Annotated in this window: 27 protein-coding genes, 1 riboswitch and 1 other annotated feature; of the genes, 1 reads left to right on the top strand and 26 read right to left on the bottom strand. The window is 34.5% G+C overall.

What is annotated here, in order from left to right:
* Positions 1 to 91: 91 nt before the first annotated feature.
* From I2490_RS08105 to I2490_RS08040, 15 genes are all read right to left on the bottom strand, one after another.
* Positions 92 to 1,138: a hypothetical protein gene (locus I2490_RS08105; protein ID WP_206459221.1), complete on the bottom strand. Its 1,047-nt coding sequence runs from the start codon at positions 1,136 to 1,138 to the stop codon at positions 92 to 94.
* 183 nt (positions 1,139 to 1,321) lie between these two features.
* Positions 1,322 to 2,404: a hypothetical protein gene (locus I2490_RS08100; protein ID WP_206459220.1), complete on the bottom strand. Its 1,083-nt coding sequence runs from the start codon at positions 2,402 to 2,404 to the stop codon at positions 1,322 to 1,324.
* Between the two features lie 457 nt (positions 2,405 to 2,861).
* Complete coding sequence (locus tag I2490_RS08095; protein ID WP_206459219.1) at positions 2,862 to 4,775, bottom strand: hypothetical protein; 1,914 nt, start codon at positions 4,773 to 4,775, stop codon at positions 2,862 to 2,864.
* 559 nt (positions 4,776 to 5,334) lie between these two features.
* Positions 5,335 to 6,189 (bottom strand): hypothetical protein, encoded by an 855-nt coding sequence (locus I2490_RS08090; RefSeq protein WP_206459218.1) that lies wholly within the window; start codon positions 6,187 to 6,189, stop codon positions 5,335 to 5,337.
* A 57-nt stretch (positions 6,190 to 6,246) separates the two neighbouring features.
* Positions 6,247 to 7,911, bottom strand: a complete 1,665-nt coding sequence (locus I2490_RS08085; protein WP_206459217.1) for an ABC transporter permease — start codon at positions 7,909 to 7,911, stop codon at positions 6,247 to 6,249.
* Between the two features lies 1 nt (position 7,912).
* Entirely contained in the window at positions 7,913 to 8,701 is a 789-nt protein-coding gene (locus I2490_RS08080) for an ABC transporter ATP-binding protein (RefSeq protein WP_206459216.1), read from the bottom strand.
* 29 nt (positions 8,702 to 8,730) lie between these two features.
* Positions 8,731 to 9,159: a zinc ribbon domain-containing protein gene (locus tag I2490_RS08075; RefSeq protein WP_206459215.1), complete on the bottom strand. Its 429-nt coding sequence runs from the start codon at positions 9,157 to 9,159 to the stop codon at positions 8,731 to 8,733.
* Between the two features lie 16 nt (positions 9,160 to 9,175).
* Positions 9,176 to 10,627: a sensor domain-containing diguanylate cyclase gene (locus I2490_RS08070; protein ID WP_206459214.1), complete on the bottom strand. Its 1,452-nt coding sequence runs from the start codon at positions 10,625 to 10,627 to the stop codon at positions 9,176 to 9,178.
* Between the two features lie 301 nt (positions 10,628 to 10,928).
* Positions 10,929 to 11,513: a helix-turn-helix domain-containing protein gene (locus tag I2490_RS08065; RefSeq protein ID WP_206459213.1), complete on the bottom strand. Its 585-nt coding sequence runs from the start codon at positions 11,511 to 11,513 to the stop codon at positions 10,929 to 10,931.
* A gap of 54 nt (positions 11,514 to 11,567) precedes the next feature.
* A complete protein-coding gene (locus I2490_RS08060) occupies positions 11,568 to 11,834 on the bottom strand; it encodes a DUF2087 domain-containing protein (RefSeq protein ID WP_206459212.1) in 267 nt (88 codons plus the stop codon).
* Between the two features lie 20 nt (positions 11,835 to 11,854).
* Entirely contained in the window at positions 11,855 to 12,199 is a 345-nt protein-coding gene (locus I2490_RS08055; RefSeq protein ID WP_206459211.1) for a GIY-YIG nuclease family protein, read from the bottom strand.
* 221 nt (positions 12,200 to 12,420) lie between these two features.
* Positions 12,421 to 13,389 carry a helix-turn-helix transcriptional regulator gene (locus I2490_RS08050; protein WP_206459210.1) on the bottom strand — a complete coding sequence of 323 codons (969 nt, stop codon included), beginning with the start codon at positions 13,387 to 13,389 and terminating at the stop codon, positions 12,421 to 12,423.
* Between the two features lie 103 nt (positions 13,390 to 13,492).
* Positions 13,493 to 13,720, bottom strand: coding sequence for a CoA-binding protein (locus I2490_RS16625; RefSeq protein WP_245157113.1), 228 nt, complete (start codon positions 13,718 to 13,720; stop codon positions 13,493 to 13,495).
* On the bottom strand, positions 13,698 to 13,844 hold the full coding sequence (locus I2490_RS16620; RefSeq protein WP_245157112.1) for a CoA-binding protein: 147 nt from the start codon (positions 13,842 to 13,844) through the stop codon (positions 13,698 to 13,700). Before I2490_RS16620 ends, I2490_RS16625 begins: the two co-directional genes overlap by 23 nt.
* Positions 13,845 to 13,870: 26 nt before the next feature.
* Positions 13,871 to 14,011 carry a hypothetical protein gene (locus tag I2490_RS08040; RefSeq protein WP_206459209.1) on the bottom strand — a complete coding sequence of 47 codons (141 nt, stop codon included), beginning with the start codon at positions 14,009 to 14,011 and terminating at the stop codon, positions 13,871 to 13,873.
* A gap of 294 nt (positions 14,012 to 14,305) precedes the next feature.
* On the opposite strand from I2490_RS08040, the gene I2490_RS08035 reads away from it, so the two are divergent.
* Entirely contained in the window at positions 14,306 to 15,832 is a 1,527-nt protein-coding gene (locus I2490_RS08035) for a hypothetical protein (protein WP_206459208.1), read from the top strand.
* A gap of 117 nt (positions 15,833 to 15,949) precedes the next feature.
* On the opposite strand, the gene thiC is transcribed toward I2490_RS08035, so the two are convergent.
* From thiC to I2490_RS07980, 11 genes are all read right to left on the bottom strand, one after another.
* Positions 15,950 to 17,254, bottom strand: a complete 1,305-nt coding sequence (gene thiC, locus I2490_RS08030; RefSeq protein WP_206459207.1) for a phosphomethylpyrimidine synthase ThiC — start codon at positions 17,252 to 17,254, stop codon at positions 15,950 to 15,952.
* A 1-nt stretch (position 17,255) separates the two neighbouring features.
* A complete protein-coding gene (gene thiD, locus I2490_RS08025) occupies positions 17,256 to 18,041 on the bottom strand; it encodes a bifunctional hydroxymethylpyrimidine kinase/phosphomethylpyrimidine kinase (RefSeq protein WP_206459206.1) in 786 nt (261 codons plus the stop codon).
* A complete protein-coding gene (locus I2490_RS08020; protein ID WP_206459205.1) occupies positions 18,038 to 18,688 on the bottom strand; it encodes an HAD family hydrolase in 651 nt (216 codons plus the stop codon). Before I2490_RS08020 ends, thiD begins: the two co-directional genes overlap by 4 nt.
* A gap of 1 nt (position 18,689) precedes the next feature.
* The gene (gene thiE / locus I2490_RS08015) at positions 18,690 to 19,334 is read right to left on the bottom strand and encodes a thiamine phosphate synthase (protein ID WP_334300399.1); all 645 of its coding nucleotides are present in this window, start codon (positions 19,332 to 19,334) and stop codon (positions 18,690 to 18,692) included.
* On the bottom strand, positions 19,312 to 20,136 hold the full coding sequence (thiM, locus tag I2490_RS08010) for a hydroxyethylthiazole kinase (RefSeq protein ID WP_206459203.1): 825 nt from the start codon (positions 20,134 to 20,136) through the stop codon (positions 19,312 to 19,314). Before thiM ends, thiE begins: the two co-directional genes overlap by 23 nt.
* 94 nt (positions 20,137 to 20,230) lie before the next feature.
* Positions 20,231 to 20,338, bottom strand: a riboswitch (TPP riboswitch).
* Between the two features lie 42 nt (positions 20,339 to 20,380).
* A complete protein-coding gene (locus tag I2490_RS08005; protein WP_206459202.1) occupies positions 20,381 to 21,763 on the bottom strand; it encodes a glycosyl hydrolase family 18 protein in 1,383 nt (460 codons plus the stop codon).
* 83 nt (positions 21,764 to 21,846) lie between these two features.
* Positions 21,847 to 22,314, bottom strand: coding sequence for a Holliday junction resolvase RuvX (gene ruvX / locus I2490_RS08000; protein ID WP_206459201.1), 468 nt, complete (start codon positions 22,312 to 22,314; stop codon positions 21,847 to 21,849).
* Between the two features lie 105 nt (positions 22,315 to 22,419).
* Entirely contained in the window at positions 22,420 to 22,668 is a 249-nt protein-coding gene (locus I2490_RS07995) for an IreB family regulatory phosphoprotein (protein WP_206459200.1), read from the bottom strand.
* A gap of 89 nt (positions 22,669 to 22,757) precedes the next feature.
* A complete protein-coding gene (gene alaS, locus I2490_RS07990) occupies positions 22,758 to 25,379 on the bottom strand; it encodes an alanine--tRNA ligase (protein ID WP_206459199.1) in 2,622 nt (873 codons plus the stop codon).
* A gap of 52 nt (positions 25,380 to 25,431) precedes the next feature.
* Positions 25,432 to 25,599 (bottom strand) — a binding site (T-box leader).
* Between the two features lie 167 nt (positions 25,600 to 25,766).
* The gene (locus I2490_RS07985) at positions 25,767 to 25,961 is read right to left on the bottom strand and encodes a hypothetical protein (RefSeq protein WP_206459198.1); all 195 of its coding nucleotides are present in this window, start codon (positions 25,959 to 25,961) and stop codon (positions 25,767 to 25,769) included.
* Positions 25,962 to 26,011: 50 nt separating this feature from the next.
* Positions 26,012 to 26,659: a class II aldolase/adducin family protein gene (locus tag I2490_RS07980; protein ID WP_206459197.1), complete on the bottom strand. Its 648-nt coding sequence runs from the start codon at positions 26,657 to 26,659 to the stop codon at positions 26,012 to 26,014.
* Positions 26,660 to 26,665 lie beyond the last annotated feature (6 nt).

The raw sequence follows: 26,665 nt of genomic DNA, 5'->3' as shown, positions 1-26,665 counted from the left end.
TTCTTTTCCTTTTATCATTATCTGCTTGAACTTCTTTTAGTTTCACAGTATTGGTATTCTAAGCTTGTTCATTATAAACATAATTAGAAGGTCAACAAAAATTAAGTGACGATGATAGCAACTCTTTTTCTCTTGTAATCAAGTCATTAAAATACTCGCGAGGTGAGTTTCCAAAGTCTGGTTTGATTCTATTTGTACCAGATTTTTGTTGGATTAAATCACATATTCTTTTTCCGTCCTTAGAAGATAATACAGCATGAATAAGACCAGATAAACCGCTTGATGAATATGTATTTATAAAAATCTTCTTTAGCATGACGTCATTTGTAGTAAACAAGAAAATCTCATTGTTTTCTGTTGGTTCATTATAGTGAAAAGTACTCCAAGTTGAAAGATAATTTAAATCCCAAGCCTGATTTTTGCATCCAGAAAGTATTTTTTCATAGTCATTCGTCATAACTCCCTTTGGAGCTTTTATGCCATTTTGATTTGTAAATAGCAGCAGCATATATGTTATTGTGCTTTCGGATATTAGAAGATTCTCATAATTCCACTTTAAATAGGCTTCAATTTTTTCAATTGTGGGCATATCTTTTTTACGATACAGGTAAACTATATGAAGCATTTCCGCAATATGCATAAGCAAATGATCGTCATATTCCGGATAGTTAATATCTGTTTCATAATTTTCGAATGCTCTATCAACAGGTGGTATTTTATCAATCACGCCTTCTGCTAATCTTAACCAGATAATGCTGGGATAATATTCGAATAGACCTTTGAATTCACATAATTCTTGTAAAGCGTTATCTTGGGACATTGTTCTATTTGCGAATTCTTTAATTGCCAATCCAGCACTTATTGGGAAATTATTAGTAAGTGCCCATGACATTACCAATGCGATAACTCTCATTTCATTTTCATCTTTCAACGAGCCTTCTTTGAATAGTCGTAATAAGCTACTTAACATATTTCGATCGAGTATTAGTATATAATTATATTTGTGTTTATTTTGGATTAGTGCATTATGATCTAACTGCCCATCAGGAGAATATCGTGGATGAAAGACAATTTGAAGTTTGCTAACAGTTTCCCAAATAAACTCGTATTCCTCACTGTCAAGATACATAAAGCTCATAATAATTCTCTCTTTCCTCCAGTCATTGGTTCACTATAATATTCAGTATCTATGTAACGATTTATTCATCATAAACATAATGGGAAGTTTGCCGAACTGTATCTAATATGGATAATCAAAAGTATTGATTTAATTAATTACCATAGGTAATCAAAAAGAAACACTACTAAACGGCAAAGTTATTTAATTATAACTATATTCTTTTTTAGATTTCCAATCACATACAAATCCTACTATAAAATCATCTCCTTTATATTCATCTGTTAATAGCATATGTGCATGCCATTCATTATAAAAAGATACGTATGAAAATATATTATTACCTTTGGAAACTATATAAATGCAATGTGCATACTCAGGCATTTGAGGGATATTTTTACTAAATATCTCTTCATGCATATCGCTTGGTTTTATATAAGAAGACATATTTTTGCATCCAACAATATCATTACGTAATTTATCGAATATATTTAACAAAACAAAGTCTTGCCCCATTAGATAGGATAGGGCATTAAAAGCAGTTTTTACAAACATAAATGAAAAAGAATCATCTGAAATATCAATAGTTTGTCGATATTTAAACTTAATTTTTTCAAACTCTTTAACAACATTTTTTGTAGTACTCTTTTTAAAACTAATAGAATTTTGAAAGATATGAGTCAAAATCTTTTTAGCAATATTATTCACATCAAATAACGGTATATTAGTTGATAAATACCATTTTCCTTTATAAAATCCAATATTTATTGTATCTTTACTCTTTTTGAATTCATCTTTTACAAAAATATAATGTTTATTCTTATCTATTAAAAAATTTATTAATTTAACTCTAAACTCTAAAAGGTATTGTTCATAATCTTTTACTTCAAAATTATCTCCTAAATAATTAATTGACATCGTGTCCGAAACATAACCAAAAGAACAACATATTTGTGGAAGAATATATGCATCTCCTAAAAATATATATCCTAGTAAATAATATTGATTATTACTGGTTTCATCTTTTAGAAGTCTAATTATAGGCACTTTTTCCTTTTTCACATTTTGATTTCCTCTCTTACCAGGGCCATGCCTTATTCTATTTCCAATAAGTAATGAACTTCTTATTGCTCTTAATTCGTATTTAGAAAAAATATTATTAACTTGATCAGATACAAATCCCTTTGGTAACTTTGATATTCCACCAAGTCCTGCAGGAATAACATGTTCCCCACTGCTATATGTGAGTTCATCTGTACATTCTACTAAATATATACATTTGTTCATAAAAGTCACCTTTCTAATTAATGTTAGTATAAATTAGTGGACATAGGTTCAAAGTTTTATATATAACTTATAATGAATAGCGGATATAAGCTTGCCTTATTAATAATTTTTTACAAGGTTCATATGTAATTTTCCACTGACGATCAACAAAATCAGCATAACCTTTTATATAAAATTTATCCTGTGACCAATTTGAACAATATCATTTGTGATTTCTTGATTAACTAGTGCAATGAAGTTTTGTTCATCCTTATATGCACTTGGTGAATATAATACTTTAGGATTAAAGTTCCACGTTAAAAGAAACATGTCAATAAAGCAATTGGAAAAAGCATCACAGACTAAATAAATAAATTGTAACTCATTATCTAACATCGGTAATACAGTGGCACCTACTAATTTTTAGCTAAACCTGCAAAAATTGCGACTATTGCTAATGGTGTATATACTTTTTCATTTATTCCTCCAACATTTCTTTTAAACATAGGTCATCATTAATCTTTAGTACAATTATTATAAGTAACTTAAGTATTGAATAATAGTCTGATTCATACTTCCTCTCGTCATTCATATTAGTACCATGAAGATAACTATTCCTAATGTCATACCCATTTGTAAACTTTGACTTATTTAAGTAGAAATCAAGATAGTCTTGTTCATTTCTAGTAAGTAACGAGCTTTCAAACTTTACAATTTCATTTTCCTCAAAAGAATCAATTATTTCCCTTAAGTCAGATTCATAACGGAAATAGTTTAAGACATCTTCATTGTATAACTCTTTTAAGATGAAAATAGTCTTGATATCAACAATCTTTATAAATCCTTCTTCATTTTCAAAAACTATCCCATTGTCAAATAACCAATTCATTCTTTGGATTTGATACTCTTGAAAATCTTTTTTACTCACATTATCACGAACAATTAATTCTAGAAAGTTCTTAAACTTTTCATCTTTATCAGGTAGATAAAAAATACTACTTTGGTCTGAGAATAAGAGAAAAGTAGCTGTCTGATACCATTCGCCAATGGGATATGCATACTTTCGTGATATGAATGATTTCACTTCATTTACTTTTACACTTGAGGACGATATTTGAATTAGTTCTTGGTCAATTTCACCATCTTCTATCAACACATTATACTGTTTAAATATTCTATCTATCTCAGGTAGAATTGTTCTACATTTTTCAAAATAAGAAGATGAATCCGAAGGTAATTTTATAATGAAATCAGTAATTGAAAATTCGTCTGCTAAATAGCTATTAAAGAACCATTCAATCATATTCTCAACTCTTATACCAAGAACATTTAGAACTTGAATATAACTATATAATTGTGCATTGGCAACCATCTCTTTGAAGCCAAATATAAATGAAGTTCTATAGAGATGGGTTCCCGATGGCATAAAGGCTGATGCCAAAGCACTAACTTCATTCTTTTTTGATACCATAGTAAGTCTTGCTTTACTATCAACTATTCCAAATAGATATATAAAATTGTTCCAAAGTGTCGGATAATCCTTATTTTTTTCAATCCAATCTCGACTAACCACAATAGACACTTTCGTCGCACTACCATTTGTATCAAATTTTATTGCCTCATCTAGACCTTTTTCGTAACTTACAGAGACGCTTGATTCAATACCAGTCCCTTGGCCAAATATTTTTTCCGACTCTTCTTTTTCCTTCCTAGTTGCATGTAATCGTATCTTGTCAGTTATATTTAAACCTACACCGACAGGAAAATGAATAATTTTCCTTAGAACATTTATATTGACTCTTTCTGCATCCAACTCAATATAGTCATCTATTAGCTTCAATATATCTTTTTCTGTTAAAGACGGTGGTAAATATAAACCTTTATCATCTAAAAACCTTGAAAGTATTGTTTCAGCATTATAGGAATCACTTATTATTTTATCCTTGATAATATCATCAAAGTACTCAACTAATTTCTTATATTTCAAAACAATGTAAAGTGGAACGTTATCTTTATTTAAGAAAATCTTAAACTCAGAACTAGGAATTTCTTTATAGATTCCATATTTTTCGATTACTTCTAGAAAATCATCAGTTCCAATAATATCAATCTCCTCATGTTTCGAAATGATAACAGATTTATTAGCACCTAAGAACATTCCAATTTTAGCTTTGATTTTCTTAATGTAATCTGTGCAAGTAACATTAGTTTTTTCCTGTATATAATCTGCAAATCTTTCTACTTGCAAGTACTTTAAAATGTTAAAAAACTCAATTACATCTTCTAAAGTCCATTCCTTATCAATAGAATCGTCATTAATTCTTTCAATAACTTTATTAATTTCCCAGCCAGAAGCCATATCGTATTCCGAATAAAATTTTACTCTATCCATTTTCACCTCATTTATGTCCAAAATGGTATTATGTTAAGTTCTCTCATCTAACCGTATCAATGCAAAAACACACGCCTAAACATACGGTTCAAATGCCTTAAACCCCTAATTTTACAATGTAATTTAAAACGTATGTTTTTATTTATGATACGGTTCATTGTATCATATTCTACTTTTTTTATATCATTCTCTAGATTATAGCCTATACTCATATTAAACTATATTCCAACTTTGTGTTATTCCTATAACCCGTACTTACTCCCCAACAATAAACCTTATCCCCTCTCTACGCTCCAATTTTAAATGAGGGTAACTTTTTAATCCCAAAAAAATAACTGGGTAACACTATTTCGCATTACCCAGTTGTCTAATCATTTTCCGTGCAACTACATTTTACGCCAGAAACTAAACTTATTCAACCGTAATTTACATAATTTTCATATTAACTGTTTTTATTTAAAAATCAATCAATTGTGCTTCACTTATTAAACTGACATTATTCCGTCTAAAGATAAATCATTATAACTTATTTTCTCTTATTATAATTTCCCTTTTTTAGTTATAACAACTCAATTTCCTCCACCACAGGATTTTTTAGATCAGATATTACAGTGGTGCAAAATCCAAACGGTGTAAGTTTTGAATCTGTATTTACTTTTAAACCACCCTTTTCATTAAGCAAATATCCATAGTATTTTACTCCCTCATACTCCGGATATCTTGGAATTCCACAATAATGCGATTCATATAATGCCATATTATTGGAAGGATATTTATCTGAGCCATCTGAAATAGTAATCGCTGCCATTTCAAACAAAATACTGCTTACTCTGAAATCCGTATATTGCTTTTGGCTGTTATTCGGATAATATTTATAAAAAAATTTGTTTTCCGAATAAATCTGAAGTCCAATACCATCATTGAAATTATTATAAATATTAAACGCTTCTGTTGTAAATTTAAATGTTAAAGGAAAATATGTTATATTCCTAAACCTCAAAAATGGGTATTTTTCTTTACTATTATCTATTAATTTACCATTTATGGTAACTGGCGTTTCTACAACAGACGCAGTTACCTTTGATGAATTTTTTTTATGATTTTGGGGCTCAGTGATTGTTGGAATTTCATCATTATTTCTAACTGAAACCTTCAATCCTTCTTCTTTCGTCCAACTACTTTCCAATCCGATCAAATTACAGAAATCATATGTCATCGGCATATATGTAATATCTTTATATACAAGTAAGGGAAACTCTGCAATGGTACTGTCTACAATAGTACCGTTTATCTGCACTCTAAATGTGGGAAGTTTCGCAGTTACAGTTCTTTCAGCGCCATAACTCACAGCAGGCATTACCTGTAGAATCAATAAAATTACAATGAATAAAATCCTCACCATATTTCTCTTCATATCATTTACCTCCTTCATAATTAAGTAAGTACCTTGAACGCTTTTTCGTTAATAGAATCAGACTGATATAATATCCTTCCATGAAATTTTAAAACTGAAATGCCATAGAAGAACGATTAACACCAAAGAAATCCCGATATTAATTGCTAACCCGTAAGGAATCCATGCAACTGCAGCATAATGAACAAAAGCACAGACAGTACAAAAGATAAACGAAAGCATTACATTAAGCAAATTGTTTCCATTCTGTATATTGAAATCTTTATAAAAAGGCAGTTCCTTCTGTGAAAACAGGAAAAATGCAATCATTAGCAGCAATAGATTAAGAAAAATCAAGATCAAGTTAGGAATTACTCTCAATCGAAATATAGCTATAAATAATATACTAATCAACAAATAAGCCGGAATAATGTATTGATACAGGAACCCTTTAAATGCGCCTCTCATTACCATTCCGGGATTATCAATAGGCAGAGTCTTATAAATCCATGCTCCCTTATAATTTTCACTTGAGTTTATCATTGAAAAGGAGGAATCAAGAAAAGCAACGGAAAAGTATAGCATAAGATAGTATTTCCCATTTGCAATTTCTGAAAATGACTCAGCAAATGATTGATTGCTATTGAAAAAGTTTAGTAAAAAAATAAGTGGAAGAATCACAGCAAAAGCCAGATTCGGATATAATTTGAGTTTTAATTTTCGTTCATTGCCCATCATTTGCAATGTAAATCTGAAAAATACTTTTTCAATCGGATGGCTGCAAATGATGTTAGAAACAGCTCTTTGAAACGATTCTTTTCGTAAACTTATTGGTCTGACGCTGCCGCCGCTGTTCAGTTTCTGCAATTTTTTTTCAAAACGAGGTGCAACAACCTTGACATATAGCGTTACGGTTATTAAAGGAACAACCAATCCAATAAGGCTAAGCGATCGGTAATGCCAACTAGTATCCATTTCTATCAGAATCTTAAAAGGAGCCGAAAACCATGCTGATGGAAGGAAAAAATCCCATACATGCGGAGTAACATTTAGATTCAAATTTGAAATATCGAAGATACGTCCTATTAGCTGGTACATAATTGTCATAACAGTAACTAAAACAATTTGAAAATAATTTATGATATCCTTTAGCTTTTCACCACTAAATATAGTTAGAATTGCATAGTAGAAAAGTGCGGTAAATAAAATTGCAAAACCACAAAGCAGTATAATTTCTAACAATAAAAGAAGAAAAAAAACAACGCCGTAACGAATCAGCCCAAAAACAAGCGATCCTCCTGAGATTGCCATTGTTATGCTGAAAAGATAGACAATAATGTGTATTAATTTTGCTGTATTTAACGTTTTGGCATTGATTGGTTTCGGTAAAAGAATATTTTTATCATCCACATCTAAAAGCACCGAAGAAAAATCTGAAATCATACTCGTCATAAGCATAAAAAGAATCATACCAGTGATAAGATTCATTTTATAAAATAACGGCAATGGCAAAAACATGAAAACTCCTATTACAATCCCCATGATTGCATAAATGATTAAAGCAGACCGAAATGTATTCTTCTCGGCTTGCTTCTTTTCATTCATCATAATGGTTGGGACTCTTCTCTCATCCATTGTAAATTTAATTTGTAAAATCTTTCTCATAATCGGATAGTCAATTCCATTCATTTGAAAAATAGAACTGATCTTATCTAAAAATTTTAAAATAGCAAATTCTTTCATTTTACCCCTCATTTAAAACAGAAATAAACGCCTGAGCGATTTCTTTGTATTGATTAAATCCCGTCAGTTGATTAAAGATTTCTTCAAGGGAACCCTCACTGTTTTTTTCCTTTAAATCCAAAAATGTACCGTCTGCTATGACTTCGCCATCCTTAATCAGAATGATTCTGTCACTGATTTTTTCGACGACCTCCATGATATGTGATGAGTAGAAAATAGTTTTTCCCTGCTCCGCAAGTTCTGTAATAATTTCTTTGAAAATCATTACACTGTTTGCATCCAACCCACTTAAAGGCTCATCAAAAAATAAGATATCAGGATTATGCAGAAGGCTTGCAATAATCAATACTTTTTGCTTCATACCCTTTGAAAAGGATGAAATTCTGGTATGAAAAAACTCCTCCACTCCAAATAAAGACATCAATTTTTTTGCCTTTTTATAAACCTTGGAATAGTCCATACCATATATTTCTCCGATAAAGGTAAGATACTCCTGTGCAGTAAGGGTATCATACAATTCAGCCGTTTCAGGAACATACCCGATTCTTTTCTTATATTTGATACTGCCGGTTGAGATGTCTTCCCCAAAAACCTTCACTTCACCTTGAAATCCTTCTAAGATTCCTAATAGAATTTTTACAGTCGTACTTTTCCCTGCACCATTAGGACCAATGTATCCGATAATTTGTCCACTCTGTATTTCAAGATTGATTCCTTTCAAAACCTGTTTATCCCCAAAGTTCATTTTCAGGTCTTTGATAGAAATTACCGATTCATTTTGTAAACTCATAAGTTATTCCCCCTGAATATAAAATCAAATTAATCTGGAAGTCTCTTTCCACATTTACCGCAAAAATCAAAATCAACACTTACCTTAGTTCCACAATATGGACAAAACGCAATTTCATTTCCGCTTTCTTCTGTTCCCATATTTTGTTTCATTGAATTAATTTCAGACTTGCTCTTAGTTGTCATTTTATGACTTATGTACTGCTGCATTGGGTCTGTTTCTTCGAACTCATCCACAATATCAAACTCCGAAAATCGATTTTTACTTGTTGCATTATTAAAATTATAAATTGCTTGCGTAATAGCAATAAAGATAAAAACCACTCCAAACAATCCAAAGAACCAAGGCGCTCCCATATTAACGGCTCCGATTGTCCAAAACACACCAAAGATCCCTACTGCAACAGAAGCAATGCCACCCATCATCGACGGTCCTCTACCTGGTTTAATACTTTTCAATTTTCTTCCACCTTCCTTAAATCATATATGATTGATTTTTCCCGTTATTTTTCGCTTCATATAATCCTTGATCTGCACGAATCATCAAAGAATCCGGAGTATCAAGACTTTGAACCTCAGTCAGCCCTAAACTAATTGTGATACCATATTCCTTCAGTTCTTTTACCGAATCAATGTATGCAATTAAGTCCGATCCTATCTTTTCAGCCTGTTCCTTAGATGCATAGATAATGCCTGCAAATTCATCGCCGCCCCATCGAGTTACTATAGCTGCACTTCCCAATCTTTTTTTCGTTAATGTTCCAATCAGCGCAAGTACTTGATCGCCGAAGATGTGTCCATGTGTATCATTTACTTTTTTAAAATTATCTACATCAAATACAAAGGCAGTAAATGTTTGTTCGTTCTTATTAAACTGTTCCAATGCATCCTGAATCGACTCCTCAAAAGCTCTCCGATTTGGAAATCGTGTCAGTTGATCAATCTTGATTAGTTCTGTAATCTGCCGTTCGTATCGGCGAATCAAATTATTGCTTAGTAAAATCAAAACAAGAATAACCAATAGGATAATGAAAAAGTCACTTGCCATTTGAGAATGAAATGACTTTTTTAGTATGGATGTGTCTTTTTTAATCATTAAATACCAGTCCAGCTCTGGAATATAACGAGTAATTAAATAACCATCTAATTTTTCCTGTTGATATTGAAATGTTTCCATGGATTCTTTGTTTTCTATTATTTGATCCCTAAATTGATTGATGACCGGTTCATTAAACATGTTTACACGTTCAATGAATTTACTATGAGTATGTACCTGAGTCAAGCCATCGTGATCGATTAAACAAGCCTCTAAATCAAAGTTATCCTCAAATTTTTTAAGAATATTTTGTACTTCATTCATTTCAACGCCGACACCGACTACACCCATTAAAGAACCATTGTCGTCTTCGATTCTGCAATTAATAAAAACGGTCAAGGTGTTGTCCGCTGCTTCATCCGTATCAACATCCAAATCATAAAACTCATTCTCATCGATAAAGGCATAATACCATTGATCATGCTCATTGTCTTTGGAAATGGATTTGTGTATGCCTTCAAAGTGATAGTAATTATTTGTTTGTGCAGACACCAAAAAGACAGAATTGTAATTATATTTGAGTTTGATTCCAATCAGAAAGTCCTGCAATTTTTTTATGTAGGCTTCATCATTAAGTGAGGTTTGTTCATCCGATAACCAATCTTTTAAAAAATGATCATTTGCCATGGTTAATGATACAAAGATTGGTTTCGTTAATTCATTGTTAATATCAGAATATATATTTGTGGAGGTTAATTTAGAAATATTTTTAATATCATCTTTTATCACCTTGCCATAGGTATAATAATTAATTAAAGAAACTGATATGAATCCTACTACAATGATTAAACTTATAATTAAACTAATACGCATTTTTAAATATTTTTTCATATATTGCACCATTTAATCCTTACTTTAGCTTTTCTGCATATTCAATTATACACGAATGAAATCAACTTTGTTTGATCTATTTCATTTATTTACAAACAAGCTTAGTTTCTTTAACATAAAAAAAGAACTGGGTAACGTTTTTCGTATCACCCAGTCGTCATTTTTATCTCACAAGCATTAATATTTTACGCTTAAAATTAAAAGAATACAACTTATTTTTTTATTTTAATTTTGATATTTTTTATCCTCTTTAAATAAGTTATAAGAAATAGTTAACCAATTCTAATTGAACTCCATTATTTTAGATCAATTGATAATATAACCCATGTTTGGTGCAGTAAAAAAATAATTTACCATGCCCAAATTTCGGAAGTCGGAATTGCAATCCCCATTCCGGATACTGTTTTACAAGGAAAACCTTATCTCCTGTTGCAAATGCCGCAAATGAAATATAATGATCTTTCGTCATTTCATGTTCAGCAGAAACGTATAATTCATCTTCAATATGCTCTATGTTTAACTTATGCTCTTCATTGGCTTTTTCTGCAGTTAATTCATTTAACTTTCTTCCACAGCAAGAAACAACCGGCTCTCCTGTAGCAGTTAATAAATTACCGCATTGCGGACACACATAAAATTTAATCCTTTTCATATTTCCTCCTACAATATCATTGGGATTAACCCCACCCAACAGTATTTCTTCAATATTTACACCAAGTATCTTTGATAATGCAGAAAGCAATGAAACGTCTGGACACCCGAGGCCTCGTTCCCATTTACTGATTGTCTTATCGCTAATATTCATGAGGTCTGCAATTTCTTTTTGTGTCATTCCTTTTTCTTTTCTTAATGTATAAATTAAACTTCCTACTTTTTTACAATCCATATTTTTCACCCCTTTCTACCTTTATTATATAAAATTTAAACGTTTCTTTTTTCTTTAATCATCTGATTTCTCTTTCCAATATCTTTTGCCATCCCATGTTCTTGATAGAAAATGGCAATCAATGAGCTCTCGCCGCAGCAAAAAATAATCCCCAAAAGTATGCCACCGATCAATGATTGAATTTACTTCTTTTTCCGTATAATCTATATCACACGAAAATTTCGTTGCAAGATATTGCAATACTTCTCGCTTTTTTTCATCTTTTGCAGGCAGTTTAACAATTTTTCCTGTTTCATCTAAAAAAGCCTCTATCTTTTTCATAACTATCAAATACCCCTTCTTTAATACAGTATACCAGAGTCAAGCTTTTCCATCCAAATTTCTTCTAATGTTTTTATATCCTCACTAAATTCCTTTGGAGTCTGTGTCTCTTTTTTAGTAAGTTCTTCTAATACCTTAAAAACAAAAACATCTTTGCCGAATTCCTCCCAGTCCTTCTTTAACTTATAGATCATACAGCTACCTGTATGACAAGAAAATTCAAATCTATTTTTGCTTCCTGCTAGATCAGTTGAACTTTGTAGAAGGCTTTTTCCATTCACAGTGTTTTTAATTAGATAAACGCCACCTATAACTTTCCGCTGCTTATATTCTTCTATTTTTTCTTTACGGCTTTGTCGATCCATAAGAATATACCTCTCTTTCAAAACGAATACCATTTACGTCCATTTAATAGTATAGCAATGAATGGAAAGCGGAATCAATCAACGAACCGTAGAGTTTTCGGAGCAATATATCTATCTTAGGGAGAAAAATTTACACTTTGCGAATAAACGAAAGACAACCCCAAACGGAGTTGCCCTGTTTCGCTATTATTAAGATTGCTGTCGTGAAAACAAACCAGCGATTATGAATTTCGCACTGGTCTGATATACTTAAAATGCCGTTCAGGATTAAAATAAAAGTAAATTATTCTACCAGGGGAAGTGTCAAAGCAGTAATCCGTGCTTTCAAAATCAAAAGTTGCCATTGCCTTTTCAATCTTTTCCTCCACGCTACGATTTTCCTGCTCATAATCGAATGGCCCATGTTCAAAAACAATATACTCCGCTTCAGGAACATCAATCATAAGCATTTGTGGTGGTACATCGCCTTTATAATCAAAAGGAAGACGTACACCATAACACTCTGTACGTGGAATACCCCAATCGCAGAGTCTGCCGTCCGGGTCATTAATGTATGCCATAATCTGACCACTGCCGCTGTTAGATTCGCTCCCACCATCGTCATCCAATTTGCCCTTGATACTATCGAGTAATCCGCAAATTGTTTCGCAGTCCTGCTCCGGAATAAGACTTTGCTTTTGCCAAAAATCCCAATACCCATTACTCTCATAGTTTTTAATGTGCAAAAATTTGTGTGCAGGAATGGTTACAAAATAAATTTTAACATCATCTGTAGATTTCATCATACCTATCTCTCCAAATCCTAAAAAGTAGCGATCGAAAGGGTTTATTTTTGTACGAAGAACGACAGGCTTAGGCTTTTTTCGGTATTCACTTGGAGTTACACCATAGGATCCCTTGAAAGCTCTGGTAAACGCTTCATGTGATGAAAAACCATAATCAAAAGCAATGTCCAAAATACTTTTTTGACTATCCCGAATCTCTTTTAGTGCAAAGGCTAACTTTCTAAGCCGCAAATAATCCCTAAACTTCATACCAGATATCTCCTTAAATTTTCTGGTAGTATGAAATTCAGAATAACCCAACTTGTGAGAAAGAAACCGGAGCGTTAATGCTTCATCGTGATGATGTCTGATACACTCGTCAATTTCATCAACGATTATTTGGATCTGCTTATGCCACTCGTACATTCGTTCTACTCACCTCGTTTCAATCACCCTGTAACAATTATAGTGTAATGGAAATTGCATTGCTTGATTTTACTTGCGGAAATCAATGTTATATAATCGGACTCTATCGATAAATTTTTAAAGCAGCCAATAAGCAACCCTGAATATACGGGATATTTTGTTCATTCAAATAAGATAAAAGTGCATCATTATCTGCATGAGGTTGAATCACAATGCATTTGAATGATTTTTCACATTCTTTAATTATCTTTAATCCGTCTATGGGATTGATGCAAAGATCAATAATATCAATCTCCTCTGCAATCTCATTAATGGACTTTTTTTTTTCCAACACCAAAAGCTTTATAACCACGTTCTAATAAACTACTTTTAATTTTATAGGCATATTTTTTCTCATTCAATGTATCACCGACTACAACAAATGATTTTTGATCTAATATTTCCAGCATGTCCATCTTGTATCCTCCTAATTGCTAACAAATCACATCTTATTAAATATACCCGGTTCTAACTCAAATTCTTCAAAATGATCATCCAATTTTATCTTTACAGGTATTATTTCATCCGAACTAACTATAGATCCGGAACCTCCGGAACGCATACTATAGGTTTTACATTCCATATTCTTTCCTTTATCAATAAAAGTAATACAACCTTTTACCCAATATTCTCCAACCCAATTTTCACTCTCACCCCTAAAGAAATAATTATCTCCATCATTCTTCTTTCAAATTTTCTTAGATTATAGGATGATAATAAACAATTGCTTCATATTAATACTTTTAATCAAATCCAAATTACTTTCTTTAAATATTTTAATCTCTCTATACTGTAACTATATCATAATTTTTTCCAACAGTGTCTAGTTTATCAATATTTGCATACATTATTAGTACCTTGAAAGGGGAATCACATCGTGTATGAATTTAAAAAAATAACCCCATTAAACGGGTTTGATTATAATGATTTAAACAACGCAAGACAAAACAATTATGCTTGGTCTATGTGTGAATTAGACGATTATATCTATATCGGTACCGGAAGAAATATTCCTTATTCGATAATTAAAAGCTTTGAACCATCTGCACAAATACCGCATCTCATTAAACCAAACAATCCAGTAGATGATTTAGCAGAAATATGGAGATATAAAAAAGATGGAACCCAAAAATGGGAAAGAGTATTTCGGGCAGAAACCGGATCTAAACTCTCAGGGTTTCGTTTTATGATACAAGATAACCCACTTAATGGCGCTCCTTGTATTTATGCGGCAGCTGTTGGCTCAGGTGTTTCGATGCAAATATTGAAATCTACGAATGGTGTAAACTGGTTCTTTGTTCAGATGTACCAACTTCCAGGAACTTCAACAAGAGCTACGATTACGCATCATAATCATGTATACGTTGCACCAATCAATGAGTTCAGTTCAAGTGTTTTTCCACTACTTTACCGCAGTCATGACCCAGAATTTTTTGATTGGGAAGTCGTAATTGATCCATCAGCCACAGGCTTTGATCCTCAATACAATCCACATTCACAGATAACAAATATGGCAGTATTCCATCATAAAATATACGTTGCAACCGCAAACAGTGATGGTGTTCAAATTTGGAGAACAAATGGCCATGAACCTCAAATAAATGATTGGACATTAATCGTTGATAAAGGATTTGGGGATTCGTTAAACAAATATACCTTAAGTATTGGTCAATTCAGCAATTATCTTTATGTAAGTGCAACCAAAGAATTACCATTTGCATGGCTCATTCCACTGGGCTGCGATCTAATACGAATTGACAAAGATGACAATTGGGAATTGGTTGTTGGCGGAATGCCGCTTTCTCCTTCTACCCCATCAAAAGGCGAAAGAAAAAAAAGCTTGTCAGGACTCGGTTCGGGATTTAATAATCCATTCAATGTATATGCATGGCAGATACAAGAATTTAATCATCAATTGCTCATCAGTACGTTTGATGATTCCAGTAATATGGAAGTGATCCTCTCCGTAATTTTAGCAAACAAAACCGAAATAGAAAATTTAATTGGAACACAAAAAACAAAGATTCTTATTTCAATCTATGAAAGTATTGTATGGATACTGCATCACTTTAAATACCCAATCGGATTTGATGTTTATGCATCAAACGATGGCATCAATTTCGAATGGATCACTTTAAGAGGCTTATGTAATCCAAATAATTATGGCGGACGAATGCTTTATGTGGATTCGTATAATGATCTTTATCTTGGAACGGCAAATCCATTCCAAGGCTGTGAGGTGTTTAAAGCAGACGCATGCTCTTGCTTTGAAGGCTGTCCAATTGAAAAGCTACACTATGATTATTTGGTGGATATCGAAGAAAGAATTGCAGAACATTGGGACCTTTTATCTGAATCGATTCCAATAATTTCTAAGCATATAGATTTATTCACGAAAAACTAGTCGTAAAACAAATTGTTAAAGCTCCATTTATCAAACACAGCAACGATAAGGTTGATGTCGAAACGATTGAATGGAGCTTTTTAGTCTGATCTTTTATTCTTTACAAATCTTTTTTATTTACAAAATGTCAATGTATTCTCCGGAAAGTGCTTTATTCATACTTCTTACCGCGCAGAACTTTCCACACATAGAGCAAGTATCATCGTGTTCCGGTTTTCTTTCCTCACGAATGCTTTTTGCTATCTCAGGATCGATTGCACACTCCCATTGCGCTTCCCAATCCAAAGCACGTCTGGCATCTGCCATTTTATCATCCAGTTCTCTTGCACCACGAACGCCTTTTGCAATGTCTGCTGCATGCGCCGCTATTTTTGATGCGATAATACCTTGCTTTACATCCTCTACATTCGGTAAAGCAAGATGCTCCGCAGGTGTTACATAACATAAGAAAGCCGCTCCGGAAGCTGCGGCAATGGCACCACCAATTGCTGCGGTAATATGGTCGTAACCCGGTGCAATATCCGTTACGATTGGACCAAGTACATAAAAAGGGGCACCCATGCAGAGGGTTTGCTGAATTTTCATATTTGCTTCGATCTGATCCATCGGCAGATGTCCGGGACCCTCTACCATTACTTGGACATCCTGCTCCCATGCTCGCTTTGTTAATTCGCCAAGCCGAACCAATTCCTCAATTTGGCAAACATCTGAACCATCAGCCAGACAGCCTGGGCGGCAAGCATCTCCTAAAGAAATGGTCACATCATATTCTCTGCAAATCTTCAAAATTTCATCATAATACTCATAAAATGGATTTTCGTTTCCGGTCATACACATCCATGCAAAAACCAAAGAACCCCCACGAGATACAATGTTCATCTTTCTTTTATGCTTTCGGATTTGATCAATTGTTTTTCGAGTTATCCCACAATGTAATGTTACAAAATCTACGCCATCCTCTGCATGAAGTCGGATGACATCGATAAAGTCCTTTGCTGTTAACGTTGCCAAATCTCTTTGATAATGGATGACAGAATCATAAATCGGAACAGTTCCAATCATAGCCGGACATTCCGACGTCAGCTTTCTTCGAAATGGAATGGTATCGCCGTGAGAAGATAGATCCATAATCGCATGAGCACCAAGTCTTATCGATTCCATCACCTTTTCCATTTCAATCTCGTAATCTTTGCAATCACGCGATACTCCAAGATTTACATTAATTTTCGTACGAAGCATGGATCCGATTCCTTCCGGATCAAGACATTTATGATTTTTATTTGCACAGATTACAACCTTACCCGATGCGACAAGGGGTAATAGTTCTTCTACAGTCATACGTTCTTTTTCAGCTACTTTTTTTAATTGTTCCGTAATGATGCCTTTTCGAGCAGCCTCCATTTGTGTTGCATAGTTTCTCATTTTATTCTCCTATCTTATAACAATGGTTTAAAGGACCATTTCCCTTTCCTAAATTTAAATTTGCTTTTATTGCTTCCGATATGTATTCCTTTGCCTTTTTCACACTTTCCTCTAAAGAAAGTCCTTTAGCAAGACCACAGGCAATGGCAGAGCTAAGAGTACAGCCGGTCCCATGTGTATTGCTGTTTTTTAATTTTTCTCCTTTAAACCATTCCATTTGTCCATTAAAATACAATAAATCATCTGCATTGTTATCACTATGTCCACCTTTTACTAAAACAGCTGCATCACATTTTTTTGAAATGATTTGAGCTGCTTTTTCCATTAAGAATGGGGATTCAATGGCAATTCCACTTAATACTTCTGCTTCACTGATATTGGGAGTAAGAACGGTTGCTAACGGCGCAAGCAAATTTATCATTGAATCCATAGCACCATCGGATAACAACTTACTTCCACTCGTAGAGACCATTACTGGATCTAGAACGATATTCTTTGCGTGATACTGACTTAATTTATTTGCAATTACAGAAATTAAAGCTATACTGCTGACCATGCCTATTTTTACGGCATCGGGAAAAATATCAGTAAAAATACAATCCAGCTGTTGTTCCAAAAAAGAAGGGGTACATTCAAAAATACCTTGCACTCCGGTCGTGTTTTGTGCAGTTAATGCGGTGATTGCACTCATTGCATAAACCCCATGTGCAGTCATGGTTTTTATATCTGCTTGAATACCGGCTCCACCACTGCAATCAGACCCGGCAATGGTCAATGCTGTATTCATACCAATTCCTCCATAGAAAGAATACTTTGATCCGCAATTTTTTTTAGTTCTTCCCAATCATCCTTCGCACTTTCTTCATAAACACCAATTACCTTAAAGCCTGCATTTTTTGCTGTAATACCTGCATGCAGTGCATCCTCGAAAACATACGTTCTTTTTTTATCTGTCTGAAGCAGCTCTCTAGCAGATTCAAATATGGTTGGGTCATCCTTGCCGCAGCCAATCTCCTGACAGGTAAGAATACCTTTAAAGTACTGCAAAATATCCAATCGTTTCAAAGAAGCTTCTGCCAAATATTTATCTGTGGCGGTTGCAACGCACATTGGAATGCGATACTTATGAAGCATTTGCAAATATGGCTCTACTCCTGCTTTTAATGGGATTTTATTAAAATAACTATATTCAATCGTCTGATTAATTCCTGTTTCAATTTCTTCGTTCGTTTCCGGTAAAAGATACTTCTCTTTTATATAAGCAACGCCTTGTGAAAGACTTAAAAATTTCAATGCTTCCCAAAGATTTGGCTCAGGTTCGTAACCTTTTTTTCTTAAATAGGAAGATGCTACATTGTTCCATATCGGCATAGAATCCAAAAGTGTCCCATCCATATCAAAAATAACACCGTTCATGTTCATTGGTTTATTCATTTCAAACAATCGCCTCAATTTCTTTCTTTAAACATTTTGCAGCTTCACGAATGCTTTCATTGGAAAAGAGTGCGGAAATGACCGCAATTCCTTCAATGCCAGACCCTGCAAGCTGGCCTACATTATTCGAATCGATGCCGCCAATTGCAACCACCGGAATCGAAACAGCTTTACATATTTCTTTCAAAGTCATATATGAAACGTCAGCCGCATCGGTTTTGGTAGATGTGTTAAACACGGCTCCAACACCAAGATAGTCCGCACCCCTTTGTTCTGCAACCTTTGCCTGTTCAACCGTTTGTACTGAAACTCCTAAAATTTTTTCATTTCCCAAGAGTTTTCTCACATTGTCAGCTTCCATATCACTTTGACCCACATGTACGCCGTCTGCATCACTTTGAAGGGCTACTTGTACATTATCATTTATAACAAATGGTACATTATATTTTTTTGCTAATTTCTTTATTTCACTTGCCTCTGATAAGAATCGTTCATCACTCATTTCTTTTTCTCGCAATTGTAAAAAAGTAACCCCAGCAGCCAACGCTTCTTCCACTTGCTCTAAAAAGGTTTGTCTGCCAACCCAAGAACGATCCGTAACCGCATATAGGAGCAATGATTTTTTATCGAATTTCAAATTTTGCACCTTCCCTCAATTGTTCATCATCCATTTGACTCATAGCATCCATAAAGAAGATTTTAAAACTGCCATTTCCACCTTTTATTTCCTCCACTTTTTCCCGGGCAATTTCACCGGAAAGCCCAATGGCACATACTGCTGCTGCCGTAGCTTCTAAAATTCGATCTGGATTTGCTACTCCATAAGCGGCAATGACAGCGGTCAGCATACAGCCGGTTCCGGTAATCTGAGACATAATTGGATGTCCGTTTCGAATCACATACGTCGTTTTCTCATCTGAAACAAGATCAATTGCTCCGGTGATTGCAATAACTGCACCTGTTTTTTTACTTAAACTTTTTGCAAAAGCAACGGCTTCCGAAAGATTTTCTTCGGTAATTGCATCTTTTATATCGGCATCTACGCCTTGTGTCGTTCCACTGCCATTTGCGACTGTTTTAATTTCTGAGATATTACCACGAATCACAGAAAATTTCACCTCATCCAAAAGCTGAAATGTTGTCTTCGTTCGTAATGCAGACGCACCGGCACCAACTGGATCAAGGATTGTAAAATGCTTCAAATCATTTGCTTTTTTTCCGGCTAAAATCATTGATTTTATAGTTCTTTCATTTAATGTCCCAATATTAATGTTTAATCCACCGCAAATACTTGTGATTTCTTCCACTTCATTTATGTCATCTGCCATAATGGGAGCACCCCCACTTGCCAAAAGCATATTCGCGACATCCAATACCGTTACATAATTTGTAATGCAATGAATCAATGGTTTATTGGTTCGAACTGTTTCAATTATTTTTTGATGCATTTTATAAAACCTCCTTACAAAAAAGTGGATTCACCACCTACTAAAACAAAAAAAGAGTTCATATCCGTAGAAATATGAACTCAAAAATAAAATTTACTTTTGTGCTTATGTTCCCTACGTTGGCATTATCCAAATCAGGTAATATAGGTCGAAGTTCGATTACTTCCTCTCAGCCTGCTTACAAGCTCCCTGTTTTTTTTCAATGTATCATAGAATGTTTTATTTGTCAAACGGCAAACAAGTTTTATTCAACATAAGCCGTTCTTGTATTGTTATGCCACTCTTTGATGCGGCATCCGGCATTCTCAAAAAATGCACGCATAGGAATATACGTTCTATTATTATAGATCACGGCCTGTGTATCCAAAGCGATGGTTGTACCGTCAACTATAATATTGGGCTGACCAATTGGAATTTGTATGGTTTTTCCGTTTCCTGTTGCAGTAGCTATTTGGTTGACAGCATCATAGCTTACCGTCATTCCAACCGTTTCCGCACTTTTTCGAAACGGTACCATCGTACGATTTGCAACATCAATAAAAGGATAACCGGAAGATGCATCAAATTTGATTTCACGATTTTTATATATAACCGTTGGTTTATTTACAAAATTTGATACACCCATTGCTTCTGCTTCTTTTATCGTATCATAAATCAATGCCGTTAGACTTTGTTCTCCGGGTGCATCGACATTAACAACCCAACTGAACATGCCGCCTCCATTTTGTAAGCTAAGCTTTGTTTTCTCACGAATGGTATTAATGCCATTGTAATTCGATTCCTGTGTTTCATCGGCTCCCAATACCTGATCAATGTAGGCAGCTTCTGGGTTTTCTGCAATCAAATCACGGTATGTTTTCCAGCTTGGTAATGCATAAAACGGAACACCGATTACCAATCGATCTGTACTGATTCCTCTTACATTGTGCCAATATTGAAGAGAAACATCCGGAAACCATAAAGGACTGTTTGTTCTTTGTAAGCTATAGGTCATGACATGAATCCAATCGAAGGTATCAAGGCAAGCATCTGTAAATCCATTGGTGCTGTCGATGCCTTTATCCGGTTTGTATGTTCCGGAAACCGCACATGTAAAATACTTACCCTTTGCCTTTAATTCCTTACTTAACTGTTGCATTAAAGCTTCACAATTTTTAGCGGATTGACCGACCAACGGGCTTTCCCAATCGATATCAATTCCATCTAAATCATATTCTTCAAAAAGACCCATGGTTGATTTGATGAAACGAATGACGGAATCTTTGTCCGAGGCTAGAATATCAAAATCCATTGCCGTGGAACCCCCACCAATTCCCATAAAAACCTTTACATCATGTGCATGTGCTCTTTGAATCAACTCTTTTACCTGTTCCGGTTTCTCCAAAGGCCGAAAGTTTCCATCCGCATAAGGTTCAACAAAAGCATAAATGATATAATCTAACTTATCAAAACGAATGTCATCCAAATTCGTTTTATAAGAATAGTGAAAATATGCTCCGGATCTAAATTTACTATTCAGCCTCTCGTTCTGATCACTTCCATAAACAGAAACAGGAAGGCATAAAGTTAAAAGACAGACACACAGTGCCCATAAAATACTTTTCTTAATTTTCTGTTGTATACACATACTACTCTCTTTTCTCCCATTCTTATTTAATTTCTAAATTAATCCCCATTAATAATAATTCATTTTCATTACTTTATTATTTCTTATTCATTTTCTTGATTTTCTTCATTTTTCTTTTTCTGATTCTGATAGCGATCCAAATAGCTCTGTAATATGATTACAGCTGCCTGTTTGTCAATCACTTCTTTTCGTTTTTTACGGCTAACATCTGCTTGAATTAAAACATTTTCTGCAATGACTGTAGTAAAACGTTCATCTTCATAAACAATTTCAACATCAGCCATCCCTGTACTGCGAAGTTTATTTTCAAGCATTGTTTTAAAGGTATACACCTTTTCTGTCTGTACACTGTCTGTTCCATTTAAATTTTTGGGAAGTCCAACGACTACGGTACTGCAATCATGCTCTTTAATGAGTTGAATTACTTTATCTGCGTCCTTGCGAATTCCTACTCTTTCAATGGTCATTAACCCTTGTGCAGTCAAAAGTAAACCATCGCTCACGGCGACACCAATGGTTTTATCGCCTACATCCAGTGAAATACATTTCAAATTTCTTTCCTCCATCCCCTCTGCCTATTATTTTTTCTCTTTTAGTATCACAACTTCCTACTTACAAAATAAAAAAGGAGCGGACAAAAATGTCCGCTTTACTTTTTATTTCTTTAAAAAGCTTCTCAACAATTCTTCAACCAAATCATCTCTTTCAATATGACGAATACGGTTTCTAGCATTGTTGTGACCAGTAATGTAGGAAGGATCACCCGATAGAATGTAGCCTACCATCTGATCGATTGCATTGTACCCTTTTTCTTCCAACGCATTATAAACCGTTCTTAATATTTCTTCGGTCGTTTGTTGTTCGCCTTTTTCCGGGCTATTAAACAGTATGGTATTTCTGTCCATTCTTTCACCTTCTTTCCTATTGAATTCATTATAGCAAAATCAAAAATAGAAACAAGGAGTTTTTCAATTCTTAATATTGTTGTAATATTTTACAGTAAGGTCTCTGCCAAAGCAAATGCATCTTCCACTTTTGAAGGATCTTTTGCTCCTGCTTGTGCCATATCTGCTTTACCGCCGCCACCGCCGCCAGCTGCTGCAGCAATCTTTTTAATCATGTTCCCTGCATGGTAGCCACGATCCAACAAATCATTTGCAACTGATACCATAAAGGTTACCTTGTTTCCATTTACTGTCGCAAATAATACAACAATGCCTTTTTCTTTTTCTTTAATCTCATCGGAAAGCTTTCTTAAGTCATTAATGTCGCAATCTTCAAAACGTTTGGTGATCAATCGAACACCATTGATTTCTTTTGCACTTGCAATCATATCATCAAGCTCTGAACCCATAGCCTGCATTTTAATCTGTTCTAACTCTTTTTTACAATTTTTAAGTTCTTCGTTTAAGCTCTGGATACGAGATACTAAATTAGAAGGATTTGCTTTTAAGCTTTCAGCTGCAGAGGTTATTATAGCTTCTTCCTCTATTAATTTCATATAAAGTCCAGTCCCTGTAATTGCTTCAATACGGCGAACACCGGAAGCAACACCGGATTCGGAAAGAATCTTAAATGCACCAATTTGTCCAGAATTGGAAACATGGGTTCCTCCACAAAATTCGATACTGTAATCCCCTACCGAAACCACTCGAACTGTTTCTCCATACTTTTCTCCGAATAACGCCATCGCGCCAAGCTGCTCCGCTTCTTTAATTGGCATTTCCTTGCATACAACTGGTAAAAATTCAATAATTTTTTTATTAACAGCCTGTTCAATCTGATTCAAAACATCTTTTGGAATTGCCTCAAAATGAGTAAAATCAAAGCGAAGTCCATCTGCAGTCACATTGGAACCAGCCTGTTGTACATGATCACCCAAAATTGTTTTTAATACTTTCTGAAGAATGTGGGTTGCTGTATGGTTGCATGCTGTTTTATTTCTGTTTTCTGCTTGAACCGAAACATCCAGCATATCTCCTACATGAAGCTCTCCGCTTGTAACCTCAATCTTGTGTAAGAAGATATTTTTAAATTTCGTTACTCCAGCTATCTTAGTCTGGCATTTCTCATTTTCTGCCATCCCTTTATCACTAGCTTGTCCACCGCCTTCTGCATAGAATGGAGAGCAATCAAAAACAACGCGTCCGGATTCCCCTTCCTTTAATACATCTAAGGAAGCTTTCTCTGAGAAAATACCTTCTACCTTTACTTTAGCATTGAGTGTTGTATAGCCTATAAATTCCGTATCCGGTAAATTTGCATACAGCATGGAATCGTCTGACCATCCTGCATCTGTTTCTGACTTTCTTGCCGCTCTTGCCATTTCCTTTTGATGCTGCATATGCTGGTTGAACCCATCAATATCCACCGTTAAATTTTCTTCTGCTGCAATTTCCTGTGTTAATTCCAAAGGAAAGCCATACGTATCATATAACTTAAATGCTTGTTCACCGGATAAGCAAGTCTTATTTTCCTTTTTTGCACGATTAATGTAATCATTTAAAATTAGATTACCCTGGTCAATGGTAGTACTGAACTTTTCCTCTTCCACAGAAATAACACGATAGATGTATTCTCTTTTTTCCTGAATTTCGGGATAAGCAGCTCCAGATGATTCCATTACTTTATTGGATAAATCAGCAAGGAAAGGTCCTTCCAATCCTAAGAGCTTTCCATGACGGGCAGCGCGGCGAAGCAATCGTCGAAGTACGTATCCGCGTCCTTCATTGCTTGGTAAAATGCCATCACCAACCATAAATGTTACAGAACGAATATGATCGGTAATAATTCGTATGGAAACATCCGTCGATGCTTCTCCATTATGATAAGAAACTCCACTGATTCGTACAACCTCATCTAAAATTGTCCGAATCGTATCAATATCAAAAATAGAATCGACTCCCTGCATGATGCAAGCCAAACGCTCAAGTCCCATCCCGGTATCAATATTTGGATGTGCAAGCGGAGAATACGTACCGTCTTCTTCTTTATTAAACTGCGTAAATACGTGATTCCAGAATTCAATGTATCGATCACATTCACAACCAGGCTTGCAATCTTCACTATCACATCCATATTCTTCACCACGATCAAAATAAATTTCCGAACATGGTCCGCATGGACCAGTACCGATTTCCCAGAAATTATCGTCTTTTCCAAGAGGTACGATTCGTTCTTCCGGCATTCCTATGATATTTTTCCAAATATCACGTGCTTCCATATCATCCTCATAAATGGTTGCCCATACACGATCTTCTGGCATATGAAGCACTTGAGTAATGAATTCCCAACCCCAACGTATGGATTGCTCTTTAAAATAGTCACCAAATGAAAAGCTTCCAAGCATTTCAAAAAAAGTACCATGTCTTGATGTTATACCTACATTTTCAATATCACCGGTACGAATGCATTTTTGACAAGTTGTCATTCGTTTGCTAGGCGGTGTTTCGATTCCTGCAAAATATGGCTTTAGCGGTGCCATTCCGGAATTAATAATCAATAAGCTCTTATCCTTATCAGGAACCAAAGAAAAGCTTTTTCTTGCATAATGATCTTTTGTTTCATAAAATTCTTGAAATTTCTTTCTGAGTTCATTTAAACCCATCTTTTCCATATCATTTCCTCCCTTATCAAACCTTATCAAAAAAATAAAAAACCTCATCCCACATAGGGACGAAGCTTGCTCGCGGTACCACCCTAATTACCTTGGTAAAGGTCTCTCATTCAAATATGACTCCAAGGCAGCTTCCCAATCTATCGTACAGAAGGCTCCCACCATCCCTTCTTCTCTTTGCTACGCATTAAAAGGTACTTATCCTTTTCATTGTCATTGTATTAAGCTTTTAACAGTAAGATTATAATCAATATTTCTTATAGTGTCAAATGTTTCCCGAGAAATATCTTATGTAAAAACAGAAAACCCTATTTTACAAAATCTTTTATGAAAATAGGGTTTTTTGCCTTTGATTCTTAGGCCTGTTTCCCGTTTTGTACTTTTTGATTAGTCCATCATAGTGATATTGTTTAAACGATCTCCTACTTCTTGCATAAGATCATTTAATTGATCGGCTGCATTTTTAACACTTTTTTGAAGTTGACGCTGTGATTTTGGTGTCATACGTTGATAAAATTGCATACCGGCAATCGCACCAGCTACTCCCAGACCAATTCCGTACGTTAAATTACGATTGTTCATATACTCATTCCTTTCTATATAGAATAAGTATAGGTTTCCCGTGTAATCTTTTACTTATTCGCATTGCAGCAGTAATCATGATAGTCCAAAAATTGCTTTTCTGGGATAGAAGTTGGTTCTTTTCCATCTATTTGCAAAGCGTAAAAATAAAGCTGTGCAACGTCTTCAACATAAGTAATTTTTTGACGTGCATCTTCGCTGTTTTTCCCACCTGTTAAAACACCATGATTTTTAAGCAAGACTACATCTGCTATTTGAAGTGGCTTTTTTACGCTTTCAGCAAGCTCTTTACTTCCCGGCAAAAAAGCATCCGCAAGTTCTGTTTTCCAGCCATAAAAATAGGCTTCAAATGCAACAGGGGAAATTTTTTTCCCGCAAATAGCAAAAGAAGTTGCAAAATGAGAATGCGTGTGCGCAACTGCAAAAAAATCATTACGCGTTTCATAAGCTGCAAGATGCATTTTCCATTCACTGGATGGTTTTAATCCGGATTTATTCTCTATGACCTCTCCATTCCAATTTAAAACAGGGATATCATCTACACTAAGATCCTTTCGTTCAGAACCGGAAGGTGTAATAACCATGAACTTTCTCTTTTGATCTATGGCACTAAAGTTTCCGGATTTATTTTTACAAAGTCCGTCTTTTTCTGCCTGAATTGCTGCTTGTATGAGTTCTTCTTTTAAAGTTTCAAGCATCGCTAC

It is taken from the genome of Anaerovorax sp. IOR16, from assembly GCF_017168145.1.
Lineage (GTDB): Bacteria > Bacillota > Clostridia > Peptostreptococcales > Anaerovoracaceae > IOR16.
Note: the sequence above shows the minus strand (reverse complement) of the source record. Positions and strands in the feature narration are given on the sequence as shown.

Coding starts and splice junctions, on each gene's coding strand:
- I2490_RS08105 (WP_206459221.1), bottom strand. CDS start 1,138: ATGAGCTTTATGTATCTTGACAGTGAGGAATACGAGTTTATTTGGGAA.
- I2490_RS08100 (WP_206459220.1), bottom strand. CDS start 2,404: ATGAACAAATGTATATATTTAGTAGAATGTACAGATGAACTCACATAT.
- I2490_RS08095 (WP_206459219.1), bottom strand. CDS start 4,775: ATGGATAGAGTAAAATTTTATTCGGAATACGATATGGCTTCTGGCTGG.
- I2490_RS08090 (WP_206459218.1), bottom strand. CDS start 6,189: ATGAAGAGAAATATGGTGAGGATTTTATTCATTGTAATTTTATTGATT.
- I2490_RS08085 (WP_206459217.1), bottom strand. CDS start 7,911: ATGAAAGAATTTGCTATTTTAAAATTTTTAGATAAGATCAGTTCTATT.
- I2490_RS08080 (WP_206459216.1), bottom strand. CDS start 8,701: ATGAGTTTACAAAATGAATCGGTAATTTCTATCAAAGACCTGAAAATG.
- I2490_RS08070 (WP_206459214.1), bottom strand. CDS start 10,627: ATGAAAAAATATTTAAAAATGCGTATTAGTTTAATTATAAGTTTAATC.
- I2490_RS08065 (WP_206459213.1), bottom strand. CDS start 11,513: ATGGATTGTAAAAAAGTAGGAAGTTTAATTTATACATTAAGAAAAGAA.
- I2490_RS08060 (WP_206459212.1), bottom strand. CDS start 11,834: ATGAAAAAGATAGAGGCTTTTTTAGATGAAACAGGAAAAATTGTTAAA.
- I2490_RS08055 (WP_206459211.1), bottom strand. CDS start 12,199: ATGGATCGACAAAGCCGTAAAGAAAAAATAGAAGAATATAAGCAGCGG.
- I2490_RS08050 (WP_206459210.1), bottom strand. CDS start 13,389: ATGTACGAGTGGCATAAGCAGATCCAAATAATCGTTGATGAAATTGAC.
- I2490_RS16620 (WP_245157112.1), bottom strand. CDS start 13,844: ATGGACATGCTGGAAATATTAGATCAAAAATCATTTGTTGTAGTCGGT.
- I2490_RS08040 (WP_206459209.1), bottom strand. CDS start 14,011: ATGGAATGTAAAACCTATAGTATGCGTTCCGGAGGTTCCGGATCTATA.
- thiC (WP_206459207.1), bottom strand. CDS start 17,254: ATGAGAAACTATGCAACACAAATGGAGGCTGCTCGAAAAGGCATCATT.
- thiD (WP_206459206.1), bottom strand. CDS start 18,041: ATGAATACAGCATTGACCATTGCCGGGTCTGATTGCAGTGGTGGAGCC.
- I2490_RS08020 (WP_206459205.1), bottom strand. CDS start 18,688: ATGAATAAACCAATGAACATGAACGGTGTTATTTTTGATATGGATGGG.
- thiM (WP_206459203.1), bottom strand. CDS start 20,136: ATGCATCAAAAAATAATTGAAACAGTTCGAACCAATAAACCATTGATT.
- I2490_RS08005 (WP_206459202.1), bottom strand. CDS start 21,763: ATGTGTATACAACAGAAAATTAAGAAAAGTATTTTATGGGCACTGTGT.
- I2490_RS07995 (WP_206459200.1), bottom strand. CDS start 22,668: ATGGACAGAAATACCATACTGTTTAATAGCCCGGAAAAAGGCGAACAA.
- alaS (WP_206459199.1), bottom strand. CDS start 25,379: ATGGAAAAGATGGGTTTAAATGAACTCAGAAAGAAATTTCAAGAATTT.
- I2490_RS07985 (WP_206459198.1), bottom strand. CDS start 25,961: ATGAACAATCGTAATTTAACGTACGGAATTGGTCTGGGAGTAGCTGGT.
- I2490_RS07980 (WP_206459197.1), bottom strand. CDS start 26,659: ATGCTTGAAACTTTAAAAGAAGAACTCATACAAGCAGCAATTCAGGCA.